The organism is Variovorax soli NBRC 106424, assembly GCF_001591385.1.
Taxonomy (GTDB): Bacteria; Pseudomonadota; Gammaproteobacteria; order Burkholderiales; family Burkholderiaceae_C; genus Variovorax; species Variovorax soli.
The window spans coordinates 44,727-68,009 of sequence record NZ_BCUU01000007.1; the positions used below are offsets into that span (position 1 = coordinate 44,727).

Annotated in this window: 18 protein-coding genes; 10 read left to right on the forward strand and 8 right to left on the reverse strand. The window is 68.4% G+C overall.

The window, feature by feature from the left end; all coding sequences use genetic code 11:
• Positions 1-67: 67 nt before the first annotated feature.
• Positions 68-2,380 carry a xanthine dehydrogenase family protein molybdopterin-binding subunit gene (locus VSO01S_RS03875; RefSeq protein ID WP_068640520.1) on the forward strand — a complete coding sequence of 771 codons (2,313 nt, stop codon included), beginning with the start codon at positions 68-70 and terminating at the stop codon, positions 2,378-2,380.
• Between the two features lie 132 nt (positions 2,381-2,512).
• Here the strand turns inward: VSO01S_RS03875 and corA are convergent, their stop codons facing one another.
• Positions 2,513-3,502, reverse strand: a complete 990-nt coding sequence (gene corA / locus VSO01S_RS03880) for a magnesium/cobalt transporter CorA (RefSeq protein ID WP_068640483.1) — start codon at positions 3,500-3,502, stop codon at positions 2,513-2,515.
• 262 nt (positions 3,503-3,764) lie between these two features.
• Between corA and VSO01S_RS03885 the strand changes: the two genes are divergently transcribed.
• The 4 genes from VSO01S_RS03885 to hprK all read left to right on the forward strand — a co-directional run bounded on the left by VSO01S_RS03885 (position 3,765) and on the right by hprK (position 8,009).
• Positions 3,765-5,855, forward strand: coding sequence for an ATP-dependent helicase (locus VSO01S_RS03885; protein WP_068640484.1), 2,091 nt, complete (start codon positions 3,765-3,767; stop codon positions 5,853-5,855).
• Between the two features lie 254 nt (positions 5,856-6,109).
• Positions 6,110-6,439, forward strand: a complete 330-nt coding sequence (gene hpf, locus VSO01S_RS03890) for a ribosome hibernation-promoting factor, HPF/YfiA family (protein WP_068640485.1) — start codon at positions 6,110-6,112, stop codon at positions 6,437-6,439.
• A 105-nt stretch (positions 6,440-6,544) separates the two neighbouring features.
• On the forward strand, positions 6,545-7,012 hold the full coding sequence (locus VSO01S_RS03895; RefSeq protein ID WP_068640486.1) for a PTS sugar transporter subunit IIA: 468 nt from the start codon (positions 6,545-6,547) through the stop codon (positions 7,010-7,012).
• 37 nt (positions 7,013-7,049) lie between these two features.
• A complete protein-coding gene (gene hprK / locus VSO01S_RS03900; RefSeq protein WP_068640487.1) occupies positions 7,050-8,009 on the forward strand; it encodes an HPr(Ser) kinase/phosphatase in 960 nt (319 codons plus the stop codon).
• On the opposite strand, the gene fur is transcribed toward hprK, so the two are convergent.
• Positions 8,006-8,425 (reverse strand): ferric iron uptake transcriptional regulator, encoded by a 420-nt coding sequence (gene fur / locus VSO01S_RS03905; RefSeq protein ID WP_068640488.1) that lies wholly within the window; start codon positions 8,423-8,425, stop codon positions 8,006-8,008. The genes hprK and fur overlap by 4 nt on opposite strands.
• A 165-nt stretch (positions 8,426-8,590) precedes the next feature.
• Here fur and VSO01S_RS03910 point away from each other — a divergent pair, with 165 nt between their 5' ends.
• The 5 genes from VSO01S_RS03910 (at position 8,591) to VSO01S_RS03930 (ending at position 11,794) form a co-directional block, all read left to right on the forward strand.
• Positions 8,591-9,151: an outer membrane protein assembly factor BamE gene (locus VSO01S_RS03910; RefSeq protein ID WP_068640489.1), complete on the forward strand. Its 561-nt coding sequence runs from the start codon at positions 8,591-8,593 to the stop codon at positions 9,149-9,151.
• A gap of 68 nt (positions 9,152-9,219) precedes the next feature.
• Positions 9,220-10,044, forward strand: a complete 825-nt coding sequence (dapB, locus tag VSO01S_RS03915; protein WP_084241672.1) for a 4-hydroxy-tetrahydrodipicolinate reductase — start codon at positions 9,220-9,222, stop codon at positions 10,042-10,044.
• Between the two features lie 68 nt (positions 10,045-10,112).
• On the forward strand, positions 10,113-10,733 hold the full coding sequence (locus VSO01S_RS03920; RefSeq protein ID WP_373282867.1) for a MotA/TolQ/ExbB proton channel family protein: 621 nt from the start codon (positions 10,113-10,115) through the stop codon (positions 10,731-10,733).
• Positions 10,734-10,755: 22 nt separating this feature from the next.
• Positions 10,756-11,232, forward strand: coding sequence for an ExbD/TolR family protein (locus VSO01S_RS03925; protein ID WP_068640492.1), 477 nt, complete (start codon positions 10,756-10,758; stop codon positions 11,230-11,232).
• A 133-nt stretch (positions 11,233-11,365) separates the two neighbouring features.
• Positions 11,366-11,794 carry a nuclear transport factor 2 family protein gene (locus VSO01S_RS03930; protein WP_245684099.1) on the forward strand — a complete coding sequence of 143 codons (429 nt, stop codon included), beginning with the start codon at positions 11,366-11,368 and terminating at the stop codon, positions 11,792-11,794.
• 27 nt (positions 11,795-11,821) lie between these two features.
• Here the strand turns inward: VSO01S_RS03930 and VSO01S_RS03935 are convergent, their stop codons facing one another.
• The 6 genes from VSO01S_RS03935 to VSO01S_RS03960 all read right to left on the reverse strand — a co-directional run bounded on the left by VSO01S_RS03935 (position 11,822) and on the right by VSO01S_RS03960 (position 23,074).
• On the reverse strand, positions 11,822-14,296 hold the full coding sequence (locus VSO01S_RS03935; protein ID WP_068640493.1) for a glycogen/starch/alpha-glucan phosphorylase: 2,475 nt from the start codon (positions 14,294-14,296) through the stop codon (positions 11,822-11,824).
• A 36-nt stretch (positions 14,297-14,332) separates the two neighbouring features.
• The gene (gene glgA / locus VSO01S_RS03940; RefSeq protein ID WP_068640522.1) at positions 14,333-15,796 is read right to left on the reverse strand and encodes a glycogen synthase GlgA; all 1,464 of its coding nucleotides are present in this window, start codon (positions 15,794-15,796) and stop codon (positions 14,333-14,335) included.
• 11 nt (positions 15,797-15,807) lie between these two features.
• Positions 15,808-17,103, reverse strand: a complete 1,296-nt coding sequence (gene glgC, locus VSO01S_RS03945) for a glucose-1-phosphate adenylyltransferase (protein WP_068640494.1) — start codon at positions 17,101-17,103, stop codon at positions 15,808-15,810.
• 92 nt (positions 17,104-17,195) lie between these two features.
• On the reverse strand, positions 17,196-19,256 hold the full coding sequence (glgX, locus tag VSO01S_RS03950; protein ID WP_068640495.1) for a glycogen debranching protein GlgX: 2,061 nt from the start codon (positions 19,254-19,256) through the stop codon (positions 17,196-17,198).
• 13 nt (positions 19,257-19,269) lie between these two features.
• Positions 19,270-21,432, reverse strand: coding sequence for a 1,4-alpha-glucan branching protein GlgB (gene glgB / locus VSO01S_RS03955; protein WP_068640496.1), 2,163 nt, complete (start codon positions 21,430-21,432; stop codon positions 19,270-19,272).
• Entirely contained in the window at positions 21,419-23,074 is a 1,656-nt protein-coding gene (locus tag VSO01S_RS03960; RefSeq protein ID WP_068640497.1) for an alpha-glucosidase, read from the reverse strand. Before VSO01S_RS03960 ends, glgB begins: the two co-directional genes overlap by 14 nt.
• Positions 23,075-23,283: the final 209 nt, after the last annotated feature.

The window sequence follows — 23,283 nt, forward strand, 5'->3', positions numbered from 1 at the left end:
ACCTGTCCAATCACCTCACGAGGCCAGTCACTTGAGCGCAAATTCCAACCGCAACCCGCCCGAGGCCATGCGCTTCGGCAGCGGCCAGGCCGTCAAGCGCCTGGAAGACGAGCAGCTTCTTACCGGCCGCGGCCGCTACACCGACGACCTGAGCCAGCCGGGGCAACTGCACGTGGCCTTCCTGCGCTCGCCCTATCCGCATGCCCGCATCGTCGGCATCGACACCGCCGGCGCCGCCGCCATGCCCGGCGTGGCGCGGGTGCTGACCGGCGCCGATCTGGTGGCCGCCGGCGTGCAGCCCATTCCCGGCGTCGCCGGCTTCAGGCGGCCCGACGGAAAGCCTGCCCGCGGCCCGGATCGCCGTGCGCTGGCGCATGAACGCGTGCGCTTCGTCGGCGAGCCCGTGGCGGCCGTGCTGGCAGACACCCTCCAGCAGGCGCGCGATGCCGCCGAGGCGGTCTTTGTCGACTACGAGGAACTGCCCATGGTCGCGACGGTTCCTGCCGCCCTGGCCGAGGGCGCGCCGGTGCTCAGCGAAGACGCCGCGCCGGGCAACATCTGCGCCGAGATGCGCCATGGCGACGCAAAGGCGGCCGAGGCCGCCTTTGCGCAGGCCGCGCACGTGGTGCGCCTGCAGATCCAGAACCAGCGGCTGGCGGCGGTCACGCTCGAGCCGCGCGCCATCCTGGCCGCGCCGGAGGCCCCGGGCAGCAGCCGGACGGTGATCCAGATGAGCACCCAGATGCCCACCGGCGTACGCGACACGCTGGCGGCCATGCTGGGCATCGAGAACACCGAGGTGCGCGTGCTGGTGAGCGACGTGGGCGGCGGCTTCGGCATGAAGACCGGCCTGTACCCCGAAGACGCCGTGGTGGGCTTCGCCGCCCGCGAACTCAAGCGCCCGGTAAAGTGGATCGCCGACCGCAGCGAGGAATTCCTGGCCACCACGCACGGGCGCGATGTGGACGTGAATGCCGAGATGGCGCTGGCGGCGGACGGCCGCATCCTGGCGCTGCGGCTGCATTCGCAGGCCAACGTGGGCGCCTATCCCACCGGCGCCGGCGTGGCCATCCAGCTGCTGATCGGGCCCTGGGTGCAGACCAGCGTCTACGACATCCAGACCATCGACTTCCGCTTCCAGGCCGTGCTCACCAACACGGCGCCCACCGGCGCGTACCGCGGCGCGGGCCGCCCCGAAGCCATCTTCAACATGGAGCGCCTCATGGACGAGGCCGCGCGCCAGACCGGCATCGACCGCATCCAGCTGCGCCGCCGCAACTTCGTGCGGCCCGAGCAGATGCCCTACACCAACCCCATGGCGCAGGTGTACGACAGCGGCCGTTTCGAGCATGTGATGGACCAGGGCCTGGCACTGGCCGACTGGAACGGCTTCGATGCGCGCGCCGCGCAATCGGCGCAGCGCGGCCTCGTGCGCGGCCTGGGCATTGCGACCTTTCTCGAATGGACCGGCGGCAATGCGCTGCAGGAAAGCGTCACCGTGTCGGTGCTGGCCGATGAAGGCGTGGTGGAGGTGTTCTCCGCCGTCAACGCCATGGGGCAGGGCATTGCCACTTCTCTCACGCAGCTGGTGGTGGACGTGTTCGGCGTGCCCATCGAGCAGGTGCGCGTGGTGCTCGGCGACACCGACCGCGGCAACGGCTTCGGCAGCGCAGGCTCGCGTTCGCTCTTCACCGGCGGCTCCGCGCTGCACGAGGGCGCCGAGCGCACCATCGAGCATGCGCGCGGCCTGGCGGCCAAGGAGCTGGAGGCGGCGGCCGACGACATCGACTATGTGCAAGGCCGCTTCTCGGTGAAGGGCACCGATCTTTCCATCGGCCTCTTCGACCTTGCGGGCAAGCAGAGCGGCCAGCGCATCGTGGTCGATTCCAGCACCACCGTGGGCGGCCCCAGCTGGCCCAACGGCTGCCACATCTGCGAAGTGGAACTCGACCCGGCCACCGGCGAGGTGGACGTGGTGGCCTATGCCTCGGTGAACGACGTGGGCACGGTGGTCAACCCCATGATCGTGCGCGGCCAGCTGGACGGCGGTGCCGTGCAGGGCCTGGGCCAGGCCCTGGTCGAGCAGATCGCCTACGACCCCGAGACCGGCCAGCTGCTCACCGGCAGCCTCATGGACTACGCCCTGCCCCGCGCCGTGAAGGCCCCGCCCTTCGTCACCGAAATGGACACCAGCACCCCGTGCCTCACCAATCCCCTGGGCGTGAAAGGCGTGGGCGAACTGGGCACCATCGGCGCCACCCCATCGGTCGTCAACGCCGTCGCCGACGCCTTCACCCGCGCCGGCCACCCCGACAAGGCCCCAAAGCTGCAAATGCCCCTGACCCCCGCCAAGCTCTGGCAACTCCTCCAGCCGAATTAGAGGCAAAGCGAAGCGAGCCGAATCAACCCAGCAACGCACCGGGGAACCGGCTTTGCCGGGCCCCAGGTGTGGCCTCCCCCACGGGGGGTGGCGAATTACACGTAGCGAAGCGAAGTGAAAAGCCGGGGGGCTCTACTTCAACCAGCCGCGCCGCCGGAAGTACCACATCGGCACCAGCGCGCTGGCCGTCATCAGCAGGAGCACGAAGGGATAGGCCCCGGCCCCCAGCTCCGCCACCTCCGGAATCTGCATGTTCATCCCGTAGATGCTGGCGATCAGCGTCGGCGGCAGCAGCGCCACGCTGGCCACCGAGAAGATCTTGATGGTCTTGTTCTGGTTGATGTTGATGAAGCCGACCGTGGCGTCCATCAGGAAGTTGATCTTGTCGAACAGGAAGGCCGTGTGGTTGTCCAGCGACTCGATGTCGCGCAGGATCTGTCGCGCCTCCTCGAACTGCTCGGCGTTGAGCATGCGGCTGCGCATCATGAAGCTCACCGCGCGGCGCGTGTCCATCACGTTGCGGCGGATGCGGCCGTTCAGGTCTTCCTGCCGGGCGATCAGGCCCAGCACCTCGCCGGCCAGCTCGTCGCTCACGTCGCCCTTGAGCACCTTCTTGCCGGCCAGCTCCAGCTCGTCGTAGATGTCCTCCAGCGTGTCGGCCGAATATTCGGCGTCGGCGTCGAAGAGCTTGAGCAGCACTTCCTTGGCGTCCTCGATCAGGCCGGGTGCGCGGCGCGCCCGCAGGCGCAGCAGCCGGAACACCGGCACGTCCTCGTCGTGGATCGTGAAAAGCACGCCGCGGCTGCGCAGCTCGGTGTTGTGCTGGTTCAGGATGAAGGCCACGCGCACCGAGCGGGGGTCGTCCTCGTCGGCGATCAGGAAGTCGGAGCGGATGTGCAGCTCGCCGTTGTCTTCTTCGTAGAAGCGCGCCGACTCCTCGATGTCCTCGTCCATCGCGTCTTCCGGAATGGACAGGCCGTAGTACTGCTTGACCCAGCGCTTTTCTTCCAAGGTGGGCGACTCGAGGTCGACCCAGATGGGCTGGAACTTGGAGAGCTCCTCCAGCGCCTCGATTTCTTCCTGGACGAGGCGCCCGTTGGCGAGCGTGAAGATGTTGAGCATGGGCTCACTCCCTTGATGGAACCGTCTGATGGATGGGGGGAAGGTGTGGGGCGCTTTCAACCGTCCCCCGGCACCCATCGCGTTGATCCGATGGCCGTCAGCAGGGAGTTGAAAGCTGCCGAGGCTGGCAGATTTCCAAGGCCGTAACTCCTGTAAAAAAACGACGGGCGCGATTATGTCATTGCTCCCCGCGCCGGACTTTCGGCGGTCGGCGGCCGTGGGTAGTGGGCTGGATGGATGTACAGTTCATGCCGTGAGCGCCATGCCCGTCCTCGACCAGCAAAAAGACACGTCCGCCGATCGCCTGGACGAAGCCCTGTCGCGCCTCAACGAAGCGCAGCGCGACGCCGTCCTGCATGCCGGCAACGCACCGCTTCTCATCGTCGCTGGCGCCGGCTCCGGCAAGACCAGCACCCTGGCCCACCGCGTGGCCTGCCTCATCGCCAAGGGCGCCGATCCGCAGCGGCTGCTGCTGCTGACCTTCTCGCGCCGCGCAGCGCAGGAGATGTCGCAGCGCGCCGGTCACGTGCTGGCGCAGGTGCTGGGCCTGGGCTCGCAAACGCCGCCCGCACTGCCCTGGGCCGGCACCTTCCACGGTGTGGGCGCGCGGCTGCTGCGGGACTACGCCGTGCAGATTGGGCTGGCCGAGAACTTCACCATCCACGACCGCGGCGATGCGGAAGACCTGATGGGCCTGGTGCGCCACGATCTGGGCTTCACGGGCACTGAAAAGCGCTTTCCGCTCAAGAGCACGTGCCTCGCGATCTACTCGCGGGTGGTCAACACGCAGGGCGGCCTGGCGCAGGTCCTGGCCGAAGCCTTTCCCTGGTGCGCCGAGTGGGAGGCGCAGCTCAGGCAACTGTTCGGCGCCTATGTCGAGGCCAAGCAGGAACAGAACGTGCTCGACTACGACGACCTGCTGCTGGGCTGGCACGAGATGATGGGCGAGCCCTCGCTGGCGGCGCAGCTTTCCGGGCGCTTCGACCATGTGCTGGTGGACGAATACCAGGACACCAACCGGCTGCAGGCCTCGATCCTGCAGCGCCTCAAGCCCGACGGCAGGGGCTTGACCGCGGTGGGGGACGACGCGCAGTCCATCTATTCGTTCCGCGGCGCCACCGTACGCAACATCCTCGACTTCCCCTCGCAGTTCGGCCAACTCGGCAGCGCGGCGCGCATCGTCACGCTGGAGCGCAACTACCGCTCGACCCAGCCCATCCTGGACGTGTCGAACACGCTCATCGCGGCGGCCGGCGAGCGGCATGCCAAGCGCCTGTGGACGGACAAGCCTTCCGCCGGCCGTCCCCAACTGGTGCTGGTGCCCGACGAGGCGCAGCAGGCGCGCTGGGTGGCCGACAAGGTGCTGGCGCATCGCGAGGGCGGCCTGCGGCTGAAGTCGCAGGCGGTGCTGTTTCGCTCCTCCAGCCACAGCGCCGCGCTGGAGCTCGAGCTGGCGCGGCGCAACATTCCATTCGTGAAGTTCGGCGGGCTCAAGTTCCTCGAGGCTTCGCACGTCAAAGACCTGCTGGCCCTGTTGCGCTTTGCGCAGAACCCCAAGGGGCGGCAGGCCGGGTTCCGGGTGGTGCAACTGCTGGCCGGCGTGGGCCCGGCCACGGCGGCGCGCCTGCTCGACGCCATGGACGAGTCGAATGATCCTGCCCAGACGCTGCAAGCCTTCGCCCCGCCGGCCGCGGCGCGCGAACAGTGGAGCGATTTCGCCGCCACCTATGCCAGCCTGCGATCCGGCCAAGCGGCCTGGCCGGCCGATGCCGAACTGGCGCTGCGCTGGTACCTGCCGCACCTGGAGCGCCTGCATGAGGACGCCGCCGTGCGCCGCGCCGACGTGGAGCAGCTGGTGCGCCTGGCGGCGGGCTACGCCAGCCGCGAAAGCTTCCTGACCGAGCTCACCCTCGATCCGCCCGAGGCCACCAGCGACCGCGCCGGCCCGCCCCTGCTGGACGACGACTACCTGATCCTCTCGACCATCCATTCGGCCAAGGGCCAGGAATGGACCTCGGTGCACGTGCTCAACGTGGTGGACGGCTGCATTCCCGCGGATCTTTCCACCGGCAGCAACGAGGAAATCGAGGAGGAGCGGCGCCTTTTGTACGTGGCCATGACCCGCGCGAAAGACCATTTGCACCTGCTGGTGCCGCAGCGCTTCTACGTGACCCAGCAGTCGGCGCACGGGGACCGCCACCTGTATGCCGGGCGCACGCGATTCATCGCCGCACAGGACGTGAAGGCATTCGAGGAAGTGGTGTGGCCGCCGCCACCGGAAAGACCCCCGGCGGTGCCTGCGCCGCAGGCGGCCATCGACTTGAGGAACCGGCTCCGGGCGGTCTGGCGGTAACGCGCGCTCGGGGCGCCATCCGGTCAACCCGAAGACTTTGCCATCAAACGCGAAGTAAAGATAGCGTCACAAATACGGGGTAGGGCCATGGGGGGTCAAGCATTGCTTTTCACCCTCGGCGGGGGCATAGTGAATCGACCCCTTGAGCTTTCCGTCTCTCATTTCTCTCTCCCCTCCAACCCCCCGTTTTCACGTCGACGCCACCGGTTCCCGGCGGTGTCATTTCACCAACCGTCAATTCCAGGAGGTCACTTATGAATTTGACGATCAGCGGTCATCATCTCGACGTTACTCCCGCGCTGCGCAACTACGTCACCAGCAAGCTGGACCGTATCACGCGGCATTTCGACCAGGTGGTCGACGTCAAGGTGATCCTGACGGTGGAAAAGCAGAAGGAAAAGGAAAGGCGCCAACGAGCCGAATGCAACATCCACGTCAAGGGCAACGACATGTTCGCCGAGTCGAGCCATGCTGATCTCTACGCCGCGGTCGATGAACTGGTCGACAAGCTCGACCGGCAGGTGGTGCGCCACAAGGATCGACTCCAGGATCACCACCATGAAGCGCCAAAGCGCGTCATGTAACGTGATGTAATCGACGCACAAGGGCAAATCCTCTTGCGGGCCGCCTTTTGGCGGCCCTTTGCTTTTTGTGGGGTGGGTGCATAATCGGCCCGCTCTCTCCCCACCATGAATCGCCTCGCGTCCATCCTGCCGCCCGCTCAAGTTCTCGTGAGCGTCGATGCAACCAGCAAGAAGCGCGCCTTCGAAGAGGCTGGCCTGCTGTTCGAGAACCTCCACGGCCTGGGCCGTGCCCTGATCACCGACAGCCTTTTTGCCCGCGAACGGCTCGGCTCCACCGGCCTCGGCCATGGGGTTGCCATTCCACACGGGCGAATCAAGGGGCTGAAGTCGCCCATGGCGGCCGTGTTCCAGCTGGCCCACCCCATCGGTTTCGATGCGCCGGACGAACAGCCCGTGGTGCTGCTCATCTTCCTCCTGGTGCCCGAGGCCGCGACCCAGAAGCACCTGGAAATCCTCTCCGAAATCGCCGAACTGCTGTCCGACGCCAATTTGCGCGAGCAGATCAAGTCGAGCAACGATGCGGGGTCGCTGCACGCCCTGATCGCGAGCTGGCAGTCGGCTCAGGTGGCGTGAGCCAACCCACCCTTCATCAAACCACGCGGCCGAGCGCATGAAGCCGACCGTCGTCAGCGCCGATGCGATGTTCGAGGAGTTCCGCGGCTCGCTCCGGTGGGAGTGGCTGGCGGGGCTGGGCGCATCCGAGCGCCAGTTCGACCCCGAGGTCATCAGCCGCGCCCAGTCGGCGGCGGACCTGGTGGGCTACCTCAACTACATCCATCCCTACCGGGTGCAGATCCTGGGTGCGCGCGAAATCGCCTACCTGACGCGCGGCACGCTGGACGACTGCGCCCGGCGCATCGCGCGCATCGTCACCCTGGAGCCGCCCATGCTGGTGCTGGCCGACGGCCAGGCGGCGCCCGACCTGCTGCTGTCGATTTGCGAGCGGGCGCAGCTGCCGCTGTTCGCCACCAAGGAGTCGTCCGCCTTCGTGATCGACGTGCTGCGGGCCTACCTGTCCAAGCACTTTGCCGAGCGCACCTCGATGCACGGCGTGTTCATGGACATCCTGGGCCTGGGGGTCATGATCACCGGTGAGTCGGGCCTGGGCAAGAGCGAACTCGGCCTGGAGCTCATCTCGCGCGGCAACGGCCTGGTGGCCGACGACGCGGTCGACCTGTTCCGCATCAACCAGACCACCATCGAGGGGCGCTGCCCCGACCTGCTGCAGAACCTGCTCGAAGTGCGGGGCATCGGCCTGCTGGACATCCGCGCCATCTTTGGCGAGACGGCGGTGCGCCGCAAGATGCGGCTCAAGCTCATCGTGCACCTGGTGCGGCGCGACAGCTTCGAGCGCGACTACGAGCGCATGCCTTCGACGCCGCTCACGCAGGACGTGCTGGGCGTGCCGGTGCGCAAGGTGATCATCCAGGTGGTCGCCGGCCGCAACATCGCCGTGCTGGTGGAGGCCGCGGTGCGCAACTCCATCCTGCAGCTTCGCGGCATCGATACCTATGCCGACTTCGTCGCCCGTCATCACAAGGCGATGGAAGCGAACAGGGAAGAGGACTAGCGCTTCTTCACGCAGTCGGCGCACAGGCCGTACAGCGACATGGCGTGGTCCTGCAGGGCCCAGCCCTTGTCCTTGGCCACCATCTGCTGGCGGCGCTCGATCTCGGCGTCGTAGAACTCCTCGACCTTGCCGCAGCCGGTGCACACCAGGTGGTCGTGGTGGGTGCCCTCGTTGAGTTCGTAGACGGCCTTGCCGCTCTCGAAATGGCTGCGTTCGAGGATGCCGGCCTGCTCGAACTGCGTGAGCACGCGGTAGACGGTGGCCAGGCCGATGTCGGAATGGTGGTTCAGCAGCACGCGGTAGACGTCTTCCGCCGTCATGTGGCGCTGGTCGCCGCTCTGGAAGATTTCCAGGATCTTCAGGCGCGGCAGGGTGGCCTTCAGGCCGGTGCTCTTGAGTTCGTCGATCTTGTCCATGGTCGGTTTCCTGCGCCGGGCGCGGCAGGCTGCTCGAGCAAACGTGGCTTTTTGCCGCCTTGCCCGATCCCCCTGCGGTGGAGCGGGCCGGACCGGCCCGGCCCTGGGGGCCCCAAAGGACCCAGCCGCTACAATGGGTCGATCATATCGCTTGCCTCTTTTCCCATGCCTGCCATTCACACACGCCGCCCCGGGCTGCTTCTGGTGGCCGTTGCCGGCAGCGTCATCCTCGGTGCATGCAGCAGCATCGGCGACAGCACGCGCAGCGCGCTCAATACCGTCACTCCCTACAAGGTCGAAGTCGTCCAGGGCAACTTCGTCTCCAAGGAGCAGGTCGAGGCGCTCAAGCCCGGCATGACGCGCCAGCAGGTGCGTGAGATCCTGGGAACCTCCCTGCTGAGCGACGTCTTCCATGCCGACCGCTGGGACTATGTCTTCACCATCCGCCGCCAGGGCGTCGAGGCGCAGCAGCGCCGCCTGACCGTCTTCTTCAAGGGCGAGACGCTCGACCGCTTCGAAGGCGACCCCATGCCCAGCGAGGAAGAATTCGTTGCGGCCCTCGATACCCGGGCGCGCCATGGCAAGGTGCCCAAGCTGGAAGCCTCGGAAGACGAACTCAAGAAGTTCGATCCGAAAAAGGACGAGAAAGACACCAAGGACGCCCAGCCGGCGCAGCCCTTGCCGCCGCTGCCGGCCAGCTACCCGCCGCTCGAATCGGGCCGCTGAGCCGGTTCACGAACAATCCGGGGGCTCGCAAAGCCCCCTTCTTCTTTGCACTTCAAGGCTGAACACGCGTGACTGCAACCAACTCCTCCCCCGTTCACCGCGTCGCCGTTGCCGGCGCTTCCGGCCGCATGGGCCACATGCTGATCGAGGCGGTGCAGGCCTCGGGCGACTGCAAGCTCACCGGCGCGCTCGACATCGCCGGCAGCAGCGCGCTGGGCAGCGATGCCGCGGCCTGGACCGGCACGCCGGCCGGGGTGGCCATCGTGTCGGACCTGCGCCAGGGCCTGGCGAATTCGCAGGTCCTCATCGATTTCACCCGGCCCGAAGGCACGCTGGCGCACCTCGCGGTGTGCCGCGAACTGGGCGTGAAGGCCGTCATCGGCACCACCGGCTTCAGCGACGCGCAGAAGGCGCAGATCGCCGAGTACGCCAAGGACATCGCCATCATGCTGGCGCCCAACATGAGCGTGGGCGTGAACGTGACCTTCAAGCTGCTCGAGATGGCGGCCAAGGCACTGTCCACCGGCTACGACATCGAGATCATCGAGGCGCACCACCGCCACAAGGTGGACGCGCCCTCGGGCACGGCGCTCAAGATGGGTGAAGTCATCGCCGATGCGCTGGGGCGCGACCTCAAGGACTGCGCCGTGTACGCGCGCGAAGGCGTCACCGGCGAGCGCGATCCTTCGTCCATCGGCTTCGCCACCATTCGCGGCGGCGACATCGTGGGCGACCACACGGTGCTGTTCGCCGGCACCGGCGAGCGCATCGAGATCAGCCACAAGTCGTCCAGCCGCGTGAGCTATGCACAGGGCAGCCTGCGCGCGGTGCGCTTCCTGGCGGGCCAGCAGCGCGGCCTGTTCGACATGTTCGACGTACTGGGCCTGCGTTGAACGCACTGCAGGCGCTTCTGCTCGAGGGCGACCCCGTCAGCCGCGCGGTCGCGGCGTTGCTGCTCGCGATGTCCATCGCCAGCTGGGTCGTGATCCTGTGGAAGGCCTGGCTGCTGCGCGGCGGCACCCGCAGCGTGCTGCGCAGCATTGCCGCCTTCTGGCAGGCGCCCTCGGTGGACGAGGCGGCCGGCCGCCTGGCCGGCTTCGACCGGGCCTTGCTCGTGCTGCCGGCCGTGCAGGCGCTGCGCCAGCAGCAGGCGGCTTCTTCTTCTTCTTCTTCTTCGCATGGCGGCGCGAGCCTGGCGGCGGGCGGCGATCCGGTGCAGCGCCTCACCCGCGCCTTGCGCGAGGCCTTGCATGCCGCCTTGCGCCGGCTGCAGGGCGGCCAGATCCTGCTGGCCACGGTGGGAGCCACCGCGCCCTTCGTCGGCCTGCTGGGCACCGTCTGGGGCATCCACCATGCGCTGGCCAGCATTTCCACGCAGACCGGCGGCTTCACCATCGACAAGGTGGCCGGCCCCGTGGGCGAGGCGCTGATCATGACGGCCTTCGGCCTGGCGGTCGCCATTCCCGCCGTGCTGGCCTACAACGTGTTCGGCCGCCTGATCGGCCGCATCGAGGCCGAGCTGGAAGGCTTCGCGCACGACCTGCTGGCGCGCTTTGCCGGCGGCGGGCCATCGGCCGATTAGCGCGGGCCAAGGGAACGGGCGCATGGCATTCGGCCGCACCTCGCTGGGCAGTTCCGCCGCCTCGGGTGGCCGGGCACTGGGCGGCGGCGGGCAGCGGCCCCTGTCCGACATCAACGTCACGCCGCTGGTGGACGTGATGCTGGTGCTGCTGGTGATCTTCATCATCACGGCGCCCCTCATGGCCAGCTCGATCCGCCTGGACCTGCCCAAGACCGATGCCGGCCAGCCGCTGGAGGCGCCCAAGTTCGTCTCGATCGCGATCGATCCCAAGGGCGCCGTCTTCCTCGACGACGTGCCGGTGAACGAGGAAGAACTGGCCGCCGGGCTCGGCAAGGCTGCGGCCGCCAGCCGCGACACCGAGGTCCAGTTGCGTGCCGACGAAAGCGTGCCCTACGGCCGCGTGGTCCAGGTCATGGGCGCGGCCAACAAGGCCGGCCTGTCCCGCATCGGCTTCGTGACGCAGCCCTCCGCTGCCGAACCGGCGCAACCGGCCCGCTGACGGCGTCGGCGCCGCCCCGCGCGTCAGCGGGCGTCGGCCAAGACCTACCTGCTTCAGCCACCGCGACTGATTCGAATGCGGCGTGCGACGGGGGGACACTGGACGATCCATCCCCAACGACCAGGAGTCCCGCATGGCCAAACACAAGCAGGTGCAAGACACTGCACAACATCTCATCGAGCTGGAGCGCAAGTTCTGGCAATCGCTGGTGCGAGAAGACACCGACGCCGCGCTGTCACTGCTCGACCAGCAGGCGCTCATGGTCAGCTCGCATGGTTCCATGAAGTTCGACCACGCCCAATATCGCCACATGGCCCAGCAGGGCCCGATGGTGCTCAAGGATTTCAAGCTCGGCGACATCGACGTGCTGCAGCCCACCGAAGACATGGCGGTGCTGACCTACCGCGTGAAGCAATCCGTGGCGCCGCGCGGCAGCGACGGCATGGGCAAGATGCAGGAGATGGTCGACAGCTCCACCTGGGTCCGCAAGGAAGACCAGTGGCAGTGCGTCGCGCACACCGAAACGCCGCTGGAGCAGCCGGCCCAGCAGCGCCACCACTGAGCGAGCGGGCGCTGGGCGGCCGCTTCTCTACTGACCCAGCGCCACCGGCCGCGTGTGCCAGATCTGGTGCGCGTACTCGGCAATGGTGCGGTCCGACGAGAACCGGCCCATGCCGGCCACGTTGAGAATGGCCATGCGCGTCCACGCATCGGCATCGCGGTACAGGGTGTCCACCTTTTCCTGTGCTTCGATGTAGCTCGCATAGTCGGCCAGCAGCAGATAGTGGTCGCCCCAGTTCACCAGTGCGTCGAAGATCTCCTGGTAGCGCGCCGGCTCGGTGGGTGAGAACAGGCCGCCCTGGATGCTATCGAGCACGCGCTGCAGTTCGAAGTTGCCTTCATAGATGTCGCGCGGCGCGTAGCCGCTGGCGCGGATGTCCGCCACCTGATCGGTCGTGTTGCCGAAGATGAAGAAGTTCTCGGCGCCCACCGCGTCGCGCATCTCGACATTCGCGCCGTCCAGCGTGCCGATGGTGAGCGCGCCGTTGAGTGCGAATTTCATGTTGCCCGTGCCCGAGGCCTCGGTGCCGGCGGTGGAGATCTGCTCCGACAGGTCGGCCGCGGGAATGATCACCTCGGCCAGGCTCACGCTGTAGTTTGGCAGGAAGAGCACCTTGAGCTTGCCGCCCACGCGCTCGTCGGCGTTGATGACCGCGCCCACGTCGTTGATGAGGCGGATCACCAGCTTGGCCATGTGATAGGCCGAGGCGGCCTTGCCCGCGAACACCACCACGCGCGGCACGTGGGGCGCATCGGGTTCGTCGAGGATGCGGTGGTAGCGCGTGATGACGTGCAGCACATTGAGCAGCTGGCGCTTGTACTCGTGCATGCGCTTGACCTGCACGTCGAACATGGCGCTTGTATCGAGCGTCATGTGCATGTGCTCTTCCACCCATCGGGCCAGGCGCAGCTTGTTCTCCTGCTTGGCATGCCGGAAGGCGCCCACGAAGGCGGGCTGCTGCGCCATGTGGCGCAGCGCCTGCAGCTGCTCGAGGTCGCGCCGCCAGCCGCGCCCGATGCGGTGGTCCAGCAGACGCGCCAGCGGCCGGTTGGCCTGCGCCAGCCAGCGGCGCGGCGTGACGCCATTGGTCTTGTTGTTGAAGCGCTCGGGAAAGAGCCGGGCGAAGTCGGCAAAGATCGATTGCTTCATCAGCTCCGAATGCAGCTCCGAGACGCCGTTGATCGAGTGGCTGGCCAGCACCGCCACGTAGGCCATGCGCACGCGCCGCTCGCCGTTCTCGTCGATGAGCGACAGGCGCCGCATCAGCTCGACGTCGTGGCCATGCTGCTGCGTCACCATGGCCAGGAAGCGCGAGTTGATGTCGAAGATGATCTGCAGGTGGCGCGGCAGCACGCGCCCGAACATCTCCACCGGCCAGGTTTCCAGCGCCTCGTGCATCAGCGTGTGGTTGGTGTAGCTGAAGATCTTCGTGGTGTGGGCCCAGGCCGTGTCCCACGGCAGCTCGTGCTCGTCGATGAGCAGGCGCATCAGCTCCGGCACCGCCAGCACCGGATGGGTGTCGTTCAGGTGGATGCTGACCTGGCCGGGCAGGTCGTCGAAGCTGTCGTGGTTGCGCAGGTAGCGGTGCAGCATGTCCTGCACGCTGGCACTCACGAAGAAGTATTCCTGGTGCAGCCGCAGCTCGCGGCCCGAGGGCGTGGAGTCGTCGGGGTAGAGCACGCGCGAGACGTTCTCCGAGTGGTTCTTGCTTTCCACCGCCTCCATGTAGTTGCCGCGGTTGAAGGCCTTGAGGTCGATTTCCTCAGTGGCGCGGGCCGACCACAGGCGCAGCGTGTTGGTGGCCTGCGTGCCGTAGCCGGGGATGATGGTGTCGTAGGCCACCGCCAGGACGTCGTCGGTGTCGACCCAGCGCGCCGCGCCGTAGGGCGCGTTCTTGCCGCCGGGCCGCTGCACATGGCCGCCGAAGCGCACGCGAAAGCGCACCTCGGGCCGCTGGAACTCCCACGGGTTGCCATGGGTGAGCCAGTAGTCGGGCGTTTCCACCTGCTGGCCTTCGACGATGCGCTGGCGGAACATGCCGTATTCGTAGCGGATGCCGTAGCCCAGCCCCGGCACGCCCAGCGTGGCCATGGAATCGAGAAAGCAGGCCGCCAGCCGGCCCAGGCCGCCGTTGCCGAGGGCCGCGTCGGGCTCGCGCTCGGTGAGCTGCTCGACGTCCACGCCGAAATCGGCCAGCGCCTCCTTCACCGTGTCCTGCAGCTCCAGGGCCAGCAGCGCATTGGTGAAGGTGCGGCCGATGAGGAACTCCATCGAGAGGTAGTACACGCGCTTGAGCTTTTGCGCGTACTGGGCGCGGGTGGTGGCCATCCAGCGCTCCACCAGCTGGTCGCGCACGGCCAGCGCGGCGGCGTGCAGCCAGTCGTCCTGGCTGGCCGCGACCGGGTCCTTGCCCACGGCGTACATGAGCTTGTTGGCCACGGCGCGCTTGAAGGCCGCGACGTCGCGGTCGGGGTGGTCGTACTTGAATTCCTTGACTGTCATCTTCGATGGCTTTCGCTGAATGGATGGTCGGCGGTATCAGCCGGCGAGTGCCTGGCGGTACACGGCGAGATAGCTTTGCGCGGCCGTGGCCCAGTCGGCGGGGCGGCGCATGGCATGGGCCCGCACGGCGCGCCAGTCATCCGGCCGGCGATAGAGCGCGAAGGCCCGGCGCTGGGCGCGCTCGTAGTCGGCGACGGTGAAGTGCTCGAAGCAAAAGCCGGTGGCGGTGCCGTCTTCCAAGTTTTCCAGACTGCTGTCGGTCACCGTGTCGGACAGGCCCCCGACCCGGTGCACCAGCGGCAGGCTGCCGTATTTCAGGCCGTACATCTGCGTGAGGCCGCAGGGCTCGAAGCGCGAGGGCACCAGCGTGACGTCGCCGGCGCCGAACAGGCGGTGCGCCAGCGGCTCGCTGTAGCCCAGGGTGACGCTCACGGATTTCGGGGCCGCCTCGGCGCGCTGGCGAAAGGCCGCCTCCAGGGGCGCGTCGCCGCTGCCCAGCAAGGCCAGCTGCCCGCCTTGCGCCAGCAGCGCATCCAGGCCATCCAGCACCAGTTGCAGGCCCTTCTGCTCGGTGAGCCGGCTCACCACGACGAACAGCGGGGCATCGGCCTTGCGTGCCAGGCCCAGCTCCTTTTGCAGGAACGCCTTGCAGCCGGCCTTGCCGCCCAGGCGGTCCAGGTCGAACCGCTCGGGCAGGAGGTGGTCGGTGGCCGGGTTCCAGACCTGGTCGTCCACCGCATTGAGGATGCCTGAGAGAACCCCCGAGCGATGGCGCAGCAGCCCGTCCAGGCCGAAGCCCTGCTCGGGCGTCTGGATCTCGCGCGCATAGGTGGGGCTGACGGTGGTGATGCGGTCGGCAAACACCAGTCCGCCTTTCATGAACGACAGCTGCCCGTGGTATTCGAGACCGTCCAGGCCGTAGGCGGCGGGCGGCAGACCGAGCTCGGGGAAGTGCCGCGGCTCGAACAGGCCCTGGTAGGCCAGGTTGTGCACCGTGAACACGCTGCCCACGCGCGGCCGCCCGTGGGGCTGCCCGAAGGCCAGGTAGGCCGGTGCCAGCGCCGCGTGCCAGTCGTGGGCGTGGACGACTTCGGGCTGCCAGTGCGCATCGAGCCCCTGTGCGAGCCGCGCTGCGGCCCAGCCGAGCAAGGCGAAGCGCCGGTGGTTGTCGCCGTAGGCATGCCGGGCGGCATCTTCGTACGGATTGCCGGGGCGGTCGTACAGGGCGGGCGCATCGATCCAGTACACCGGCAAGTCCGGCGCGCCTTCGGTGTGCAGGCTGCCCAGCCGCAGGCCGACGCGCTCGCCCCAGGGCGTGTCGAGATCGGCCACCGTCGTGGCATGGCGCACCCCGGCGACGATGGCCGGAAACCCGGGCAGCAGGGCCCGCACGTCCTGCCCCGCGGCCATCAGGGCCAGGGGCAGGGCGCCGGCGATGTCCGCCAGGCCGCCGGTCTTGAGCAGGGGAAAGATCTCGGCCGTGACCTGGAGGATCCGCATCGGCTTGTTGTTCAAGGCGTGGTCAGGCGTTTGAGCATCTCGCGCGTGACGAGCACCACGCCGCCTTCGGTGCGCTCGAAGCGCGCCGCATCGGCCGCCGCGTCGAAGCCGATCTCGATGCCGTCGGGCAGCACGCAGGCCCGGTCGACCACCACGCGGTTCAGGCGCGAGCCGCGGCCGACCTCCACGTCCGGCATCAGCACCGCCTCGTTGATCTCGCAGTACGAGTGCACCCGCACGCCCGAGAACAGCACCGAGCTGCTGACCTTGGAGCCCGACACGATGCAGCCGCCCGAGACGATGGTGTTCACCGTCATGCCGTGCCTGCCTTCGGCGTCCAGCACGAACTTGGCCGGCGGCAGCTGCCGCTGGTAGGTCCAGATGGGCCAGTTGGTGTCATAGATGTCCAGCTCGGGGGTGATCGAGGCCAGGTCGAGGTTGGCAGCCCAGAATGCATCAATCGTGCCCACGTCGCGCCAGTAAGCCGGCGCGTCGCCCCCGCGCTGCGCCCGCGTGACGCAGGACATGCCGAAGGGATGCGCCGCCGCGCGCCCTGCCGCCACCGCCTTGGGGATGATGTCCTTGCCGAAGTCGTGGCTCGACTTGGGGTCGGCGTTGTCTTCTTCCAGCAGCTGGTAGAGGTAGTCCGAATCGAAGATGTAGATGCCCATGCTGGCCAGGGCCACGTCGGGCTTGCCGGGCATGGCCGGCGGATTGGCCGGCTTCTCGAGGAACGCGGTGATCTGGCGGTCGGCGTCGACCGCCATCACGCCGAAGGCGACGGCGTCCATGCGCGGCACCTCGATGCAGCCCACCGTGCAGCCGCGGCCGAGCCGCACGTGGTCGGCCAGCATGATCGAGTAGTCCATCTTGTAGATGTGGTCGCCGGCCAGCACGACCACGTAGTCGTGCGGCGTGGACCGGGTCTGGATGATGTCCAGATTCTGGTAGACGGCGTCGGCCGTGCCGCGGTACCAGTGCTCGTCGCCGGTGCGCTGCTGCGCGGGCAGCACGTCGACCATTTCGTTCAGCTCGGCACGCAGGAAGCTCCAGCCGCGCTGCAGATGCCGCATGAGCGAATGCGACTTGTATTGCGTGACCACCGCCATGCGCCGGATGCCCGAATTGAGGCAGTTGGACAGCGCGAAGTCGATGATGCGGAACTTGCCGCCGAAGTACACCGCCGGTTTGGCGCGCCTGTCGGTCAGCTGCTTGAGCCGCGAGCCGCGTCCGCCGGCCAGCACCAGCGCGATGGTGCGGCGCACCAGCTGATGCGCCGGAAGCTGGGATTGCAGGTTGTCTTCCATCTTGTGCTCCTCCTGATGTGGTCGTGACCGTTGTGCAATGTCCGTTCCCGTTTGTTTGTCTGCACCCTAGCACTTCGGCGTGCTTTTGGCTCCTACCCGCTTGCGACCCAGAGGCTGGTGGGCGGCATGTCCTGGACATGGGCCAGCGGCAGGCCGGCCCCACCCGCGCCGTGCGCCCTGGCCTCCGTGGCCAGCCGCAGCTGCCAGCGGCCCGGCGGGATCGTGAAGCGCACGGCGCTCTGCTGCGCGTTGACCAGCACCAGCCACTGCTGCGCCATGCCCGGCGACTCGAAGAGGATGGCCATGGCGTGCCGGCCCGGGGCCTCCCAGTCGGCCGTCGCCATGGGTTGCCCTTCGGGCGTGAGCCAGCGCAGCGCCGCCTGCCCGGGCTGCGGCTGCGCCGGCCACCAGTGGTTGCTGCGAAGGGGCGCGGCCTCGCGCCGCAGCGCGAGCACGCGCGCCACGAAGGCGGTGAGGTCGGCATCGGCCCGCACCCAGTCCAGCCAGGTGATGTCGTTGTCCTGGCAATAGGCGTTGTTGTTGCCGCGCTGGCTGTGCCCGAGTTCGTCGCCGGCCAGCAGCATGGGCGTGCCTTGCGAGAGCAGCAGGGCCGCCAGCAGCACGCGCGACAGGCGTGCGCGCTCGGCCAGCACGGCGGCATCGTCGGTGTCGCCCTCCACGCCGCAGTTGCGGCTGAGGTTGTGGCTGTGCCCGTCGCGGTTGTGCTCGCCGTTGGCCAGGTTGTGGCGCTCGTTGTAGCTCACGAGGTCGCGCAGGGTGAAGCCGTCGTGCGCGGTGATGAAGTTGACGCTGGCCGTCGGCGCGCGGCCATGGGCCCGGAACTCTTCGCTGGAGCCGGCCAGCCGATGGGCGAAGTCGCCCAGGCCGGTGCTTCGGTGCAGCCAGAAGGCGCGCTGTGTGTCGCGGAAGCGGTCGTTCCATTCGAGCCATCCGGGCGGGAATTCGCCCAACCGGTAGCCGCCGGGGCCGATGTCCCAGGGCTCGGCGATGAGCAGGCAGCGCGCGAGCACCGGATCTTGCGCGATGGCGGCCAGGAAGGGCGCGTGCGCGTCGAACTCGCCGCCGGGCGGGCGGCGCGCCAGCACCGGCGCCAGGTCGAAGCGAAAGCCGTCCACGCCCAGTTCCAGCACCCAGTGCCGCAGGCAGTCCATCACCAGTTGCAATACGCGCGGCTCGGAAAGCTTCAGGCAGTTGCCGCAGCCCGTCCAGTTCTCGTACAGCGCGGGGTCGCTCTCGCGCAGGTGGTAGTACAGCGCGTTGTCGATGCCGCGCAGGCTCAGGGTAGGGCCGAGTTCGTCCGTCTCGGCGCTGTGGTTGAACACCATGTCCACCACCACTTCCATGCCGCGGGCATGCACCGCATCGGTGAGCTGGCGGAATTCGAGCGCCGGCGTGGTGCGGGGCCGGCCGCTCCAATAGCGTGCCTCGGGCGCGAACCAGCCGATGGGGCTGTAGCCCCAGTAGTTGCGCAGGCCCAGCTTCAGCAGGCGCTCCTCGTCGGCGCGGTGCTGCACCGGCATCAGGCTCAAGGTGGTGATACCCAGGCGCTGCAGGTGGTCCAGCACCGGGGCTTGCGCCAGGCCGGCGTAGGTTCCGCGCAGCTCGCCCGGCACGGCCGGGTGCAGTTGCGTGTGGCCGCCCACGTGCAGCTCGTACAGGACGCGCTCGCCCGCGGCGATGCGCGGGCGTGAATCGAGTGCAGACGCGGGGGGCAGGGGCGCCGCCACCCGGGCCTTGAGCGCAATGGCCGCGTTGTCGCGGGTGTCGCGCTGCGCCGGATGGCCGGGGACATGCGCCAGGAACAGGTCCTCGCCCGCGTACTCGCCCAAGACTTCCCGGGCATAGGGGTCGAGCAGCAGCTTGGCAGGGTTGAAGCGCTGGCCCAAGTGCGGCGCCCACGGGCCATGGACGCGGTAGCCGTACACCAGGCCCGGCCCGGCGCTGGGCAGGCGCCCATGCCAGCAGCCGTTGGTGCAGGCCGGCAGGCGCAGCCGCTGCTGCTCGTGGCGGCCGCTCGGGTCGAACAGGCACAGCTCCACGGCCTCGGCATGCGGCGCGACCAGGGCGAAGTTGACCCCGCCTTCTTCCGCCAAGGTGGCGCCGAGCGGATAGGGGCGGCCCGCCATCAGCATGGCGCCCCGCCGCTCATGCGAGCACCCACAGCAAGGTGGCCAGCGGCGGCAGCGTCATCACCAGCGAATGGGCCTGCCCCTGCCATGGCACGGCTTCACTGGGCACCACGCCGTTGCCCACGCCGCTGCCGCCATAGGCCGGGTTGTCGGTGTTGATGATCTCGCGGTAGGCCCCTTCGGCCGGCACGCCCAGGCGGTAGCCGTGGCGCACCACCGGCGTGAAGTTGCACACCGCCAGCACGAACTGCCCGTTGCGCGCGCGGCGCACGAAGGCGAACACCGAATGGGCCTTGTCGTCGTGCACGATCCATTCGAAGCCCTGCGGCTCGCAGTCCATCTCGTGCAGGGCCGGGAAGTGGCGGTACACGTTGTTCAGGTCGCGCACCAGGCGCTGGATGCCCTGGTGGGGCGCGTGGTCGAGCAGGTGCCAGTCCAGGCTGTGGTCGGCATTCCATTCGGCGTACTGCGCGAACTCGCTGCCCATGAACAGCAGCTTCTTGCCCGGGTAGGCCCACAGGTAGCCGTAGAGATTGCGCAGCCCGGCGAACTTCTGCCATTCGTCGCCGGGCATGCGGCCGATCATCGAGCCCTTGCCGTGCACCACTTCGTCGTGCGAGAGCGGCAGCACGAAGTTCTCGCTGTGCGCGTACATCAGGCCGAAGGTCACCTGCTGATGATGGTGCGGCCGGTAGACCGGGTCCAGCCCCACGTACGACAGCGTGTCGTTCATCCAGCCCATGTTCCACTTGAAGTGAAAGCCCAGGCCGCCATGTTCGGGCGGGCGCGTCACGCCGGGAAAGGAGGTGGACTCTTCGGCCACGGTGAAGGCGCCGGGCCGCTGCACGCCCACCACCTGGTTCATGCGGCGCACGAAATCGATGGCCTCCAGGTTCTCCCGCCCGCCCTGCGCGTTGGGCACCCATTGGCCGGCCGGCCGGCTGTAGTCGCGATACAGCATGGACGCCACCGCATCCACCCGCAGGCCGTCCACGCCGTAGCGCTCCAGCCAGTACAGCGCATTGCCGACCAGGTAGTTGCGCACCTCGGTGCGCGCGTAGTTGAAGATGAGCGTGTTCCAGTCGCGGTGGAAGCCCTCGCGCGGGTCGGCGTATTCGTACAGGGCCGTGCCGTCGAACCGGCCCAGCCCGTGCACGTCGGTGGGAAAGTGCGCCGGCACCCAGTCCAGGATCACGCCCAGCCCGGCCGCATGTGCCGCCTCGACGAAGGCGCGAAAGTCGCCCGGCGTGCCGAAGCGCGAGGTGGGCGCATACAGGCCGATGGGCTGGTAGCCCCATGATCCGTCGAAGGGGTGTTCGCTCACCGGCAGCAGCTCGATGTGGGTGAAGCCCATGTCCCGGACATAGGGCACCAGGCTGGCGGCCAGGTCGCGGTAGCTGAGCCACTCGTGGCCGTTCTTGCGCCGCCACGAGCCCAGGTGCACTTCGTAGATGCTGATGGGCGCTTCGCGCGCGTTGGCCTGTGCGCGGCCCGGGGGCAGCGCCACCGGCGGCGGCAGCGGCTGCACCACGCTGGCCGTTTCGGGGCGCAGGCGGGCGGCGAAGCCGTAGGGGTCGGACTTGCGCAGCAGCTCGCCGCGCGCCGAGAGGATCTCGAACTCGTAGCTGTCGCCGGGCGCCACGTGGGGCGCGAAGATTTCCCACACGCCGCATTCGCGCCGAAGCCGCATCATGTGGCGGCGCCCGTCCCACTGGTTGAAGTCGCCCACCACCGACACCCGCCGCGCATGGGGCGCCCAGACGGCGAAGGCCACGCCGTGCACACCGTCCATTTCGCGCAGGTGGGCGCCCAGTTGCTCGAAGGGGCGCAGGTGCGTGCCTTCGGCCAGCAGCCAGACGTCGGTGTCGCCGAGCACGGGCGGGAAGCGGTACGGATCCTCCAGGTGCGAGGTGTGCGTGCCCCAGTCCACCTGGAAGCGATAGCCCAGCTGCGCTTCGGCGGCGGGCACCAGGGCGGCGAACAGGTCGGAATCGCCCTGGCGCTCCAGTTGCGCCAGCGGCCAGCCCGAGCTGGCCTGCACGACCGCGACCGAACGGGCGCCGGGAAGCAGGGCGCGCACCCACAGGCCGTCGCCGCCGCGATGGGGCCCCAGCACGGCGAAGGGGTCGCCGTGCTCGGCGCGCATCAGGGCGCGGACTTCGGATTCAGGCAGCGGCATCGATGGGCACCCCCATGTACACGCCGTACGGCGGCAATTCCAGCGCCAGGTCGCCGTCCATCCGCGCGCCCAGGAAGGGCGAGCCGGCCAGCGGTACCAGCATCTTGTCCAGGCGCAGCGTGGCGCGCTGGTCCGACAAGTTGAACACCGCCTGCAAGACCTCGTCGCCGTCGTAGCGCTCCAGGCACAGGAAGGGCTCGGGCGCGTCCAGGAAGCGCAGGTGGCCGCTTTTCAGCAGGGGCTGCCGGCGCCGCCAGGCCAGCAGCTCGCGGCTGAAGCTGAGCATGGACTGCGGATCCTGCGATTGCCGGTCGACGGCCAGCGGCAGGTGCGGCTCGTACAGCGGCAGCCAGGGTTCGATCTGACCGTCGTTGAAGCCGCCGTTGCCCGCCTCGGCCTGCCAGGGCATGGGGGTGCGGGCGCCGTCGCGGCCCTTGAATTCGGGCCAGAAGGCGCGGCCGTACGGGTCCTGCAGGCGCTCGAAAGGCACTTCGGCTTCGGGCAGGCCCAGTTCCTCGCCCTGGTAGATGCAGGCGCTGCCGCGCAGCGACAGCAGCAGCGCCAGCCAGAGCTTGTCGCGCCGCACGTCGGCCTGGCCGTTGCCGTTCCAGCGGCTGGACACCCGCGGCACGTCGTGGTTGGACACCGCCCAGCAGCCCCAGCCGTCGGTGCGCTGCAGGGCGTCGTCCAGCGCCTGCACCTGCCGGCGAAGGTGGCCGGCGCTGTGCTCGGTGGTGAGCAGGGAAAAGCTGTAGGCCAGGTGTAGGCGCCTGCCCCGCTCGGTGTACTGGGCCATCACGGGCGGCGCGTTCTCGTCGCCCACCTCGCCCAGGCCCACGGCGCCGTAGGAGTCGAGCAGCGCGCGCAGCCGCTCGAGAAACGCAAGGTTTTCCGGCTGGCTCTTGTCGTACAGGTGCCGCTGCATGGCGTAGGGGTTGTCGGCGCGCACGGTGCTCACCTCGCCGATGGCCGAGGCCGCGGCCGGCGGGTTGTCGCGCAGGCCGGCGTCGTGAAACTGATGGTTGCAGGCATCGAAGCGGAAGCCGTCCACGCCCCGTTCGCACCAGAAGCGCACTTCGTCCAGCAGGGCGTCCTGCACCGCCGGGCAGTGGAAGTTGAGGTCGGGCTGCGCCACCAGGAAGCTGTGCAGGTAGTACTGGCGCCGCCGCGAGTCCCACTGCCAGGCCGACCCGCCGAAGACCGACAGCCAGTTGTTGGGCGGGGTGCCGTCCGGCCTGGGGTCGGCCCAGACGTACCAGTCGGCGTGCGGCCCTTCGCGGCTCGCGCGGCTGGCGGCGAACCAGGCATGCTGGTCGGAGGTGTGGGAGAGCACCTGGTCGATCATGACCTTCAGTCCCAGGGAATGGGCGCGCGCCAGCAGCGCGTCGAAATCCTCCAGGGTGCCGAACATGGGGTCGACCTGGCGGTAGTCGGCCACGTCGTAGCCGAAATCCTTCATGGGCGAGCGGAAGAAGGGCGAGACCCAGATCGCATCCACCCCCAGGCTGGTTACGTGCTCGAGCCGGGACGTGATGCCCGGCAGGTCGCCGATGCCGTCGCCGTTGCTGTCCATGAAGCTGCGCGGGTAGATCTGGTAGATCACCGCGCCGCGCCACCAGTCGCTTGCCTTGCCGTTTCTCATTGGCACTCCTCCCCGCTGCATTCTGGTGCGGGCCATTGTCGGAAGCTCGAACCGAATCCCATCGCGCATCCTTGGTGCTTTGTGTTTCATTCTGGCACGCGAGAATCGGGCCAAGCCCATGCCAGCGCGGTGGTGGCGATGCCGCGATAATCCACCCTCCTGCACGCTTCGGCCTTGCGCGGGCCTCTGTTCCAGCACAGCCCGCTCGC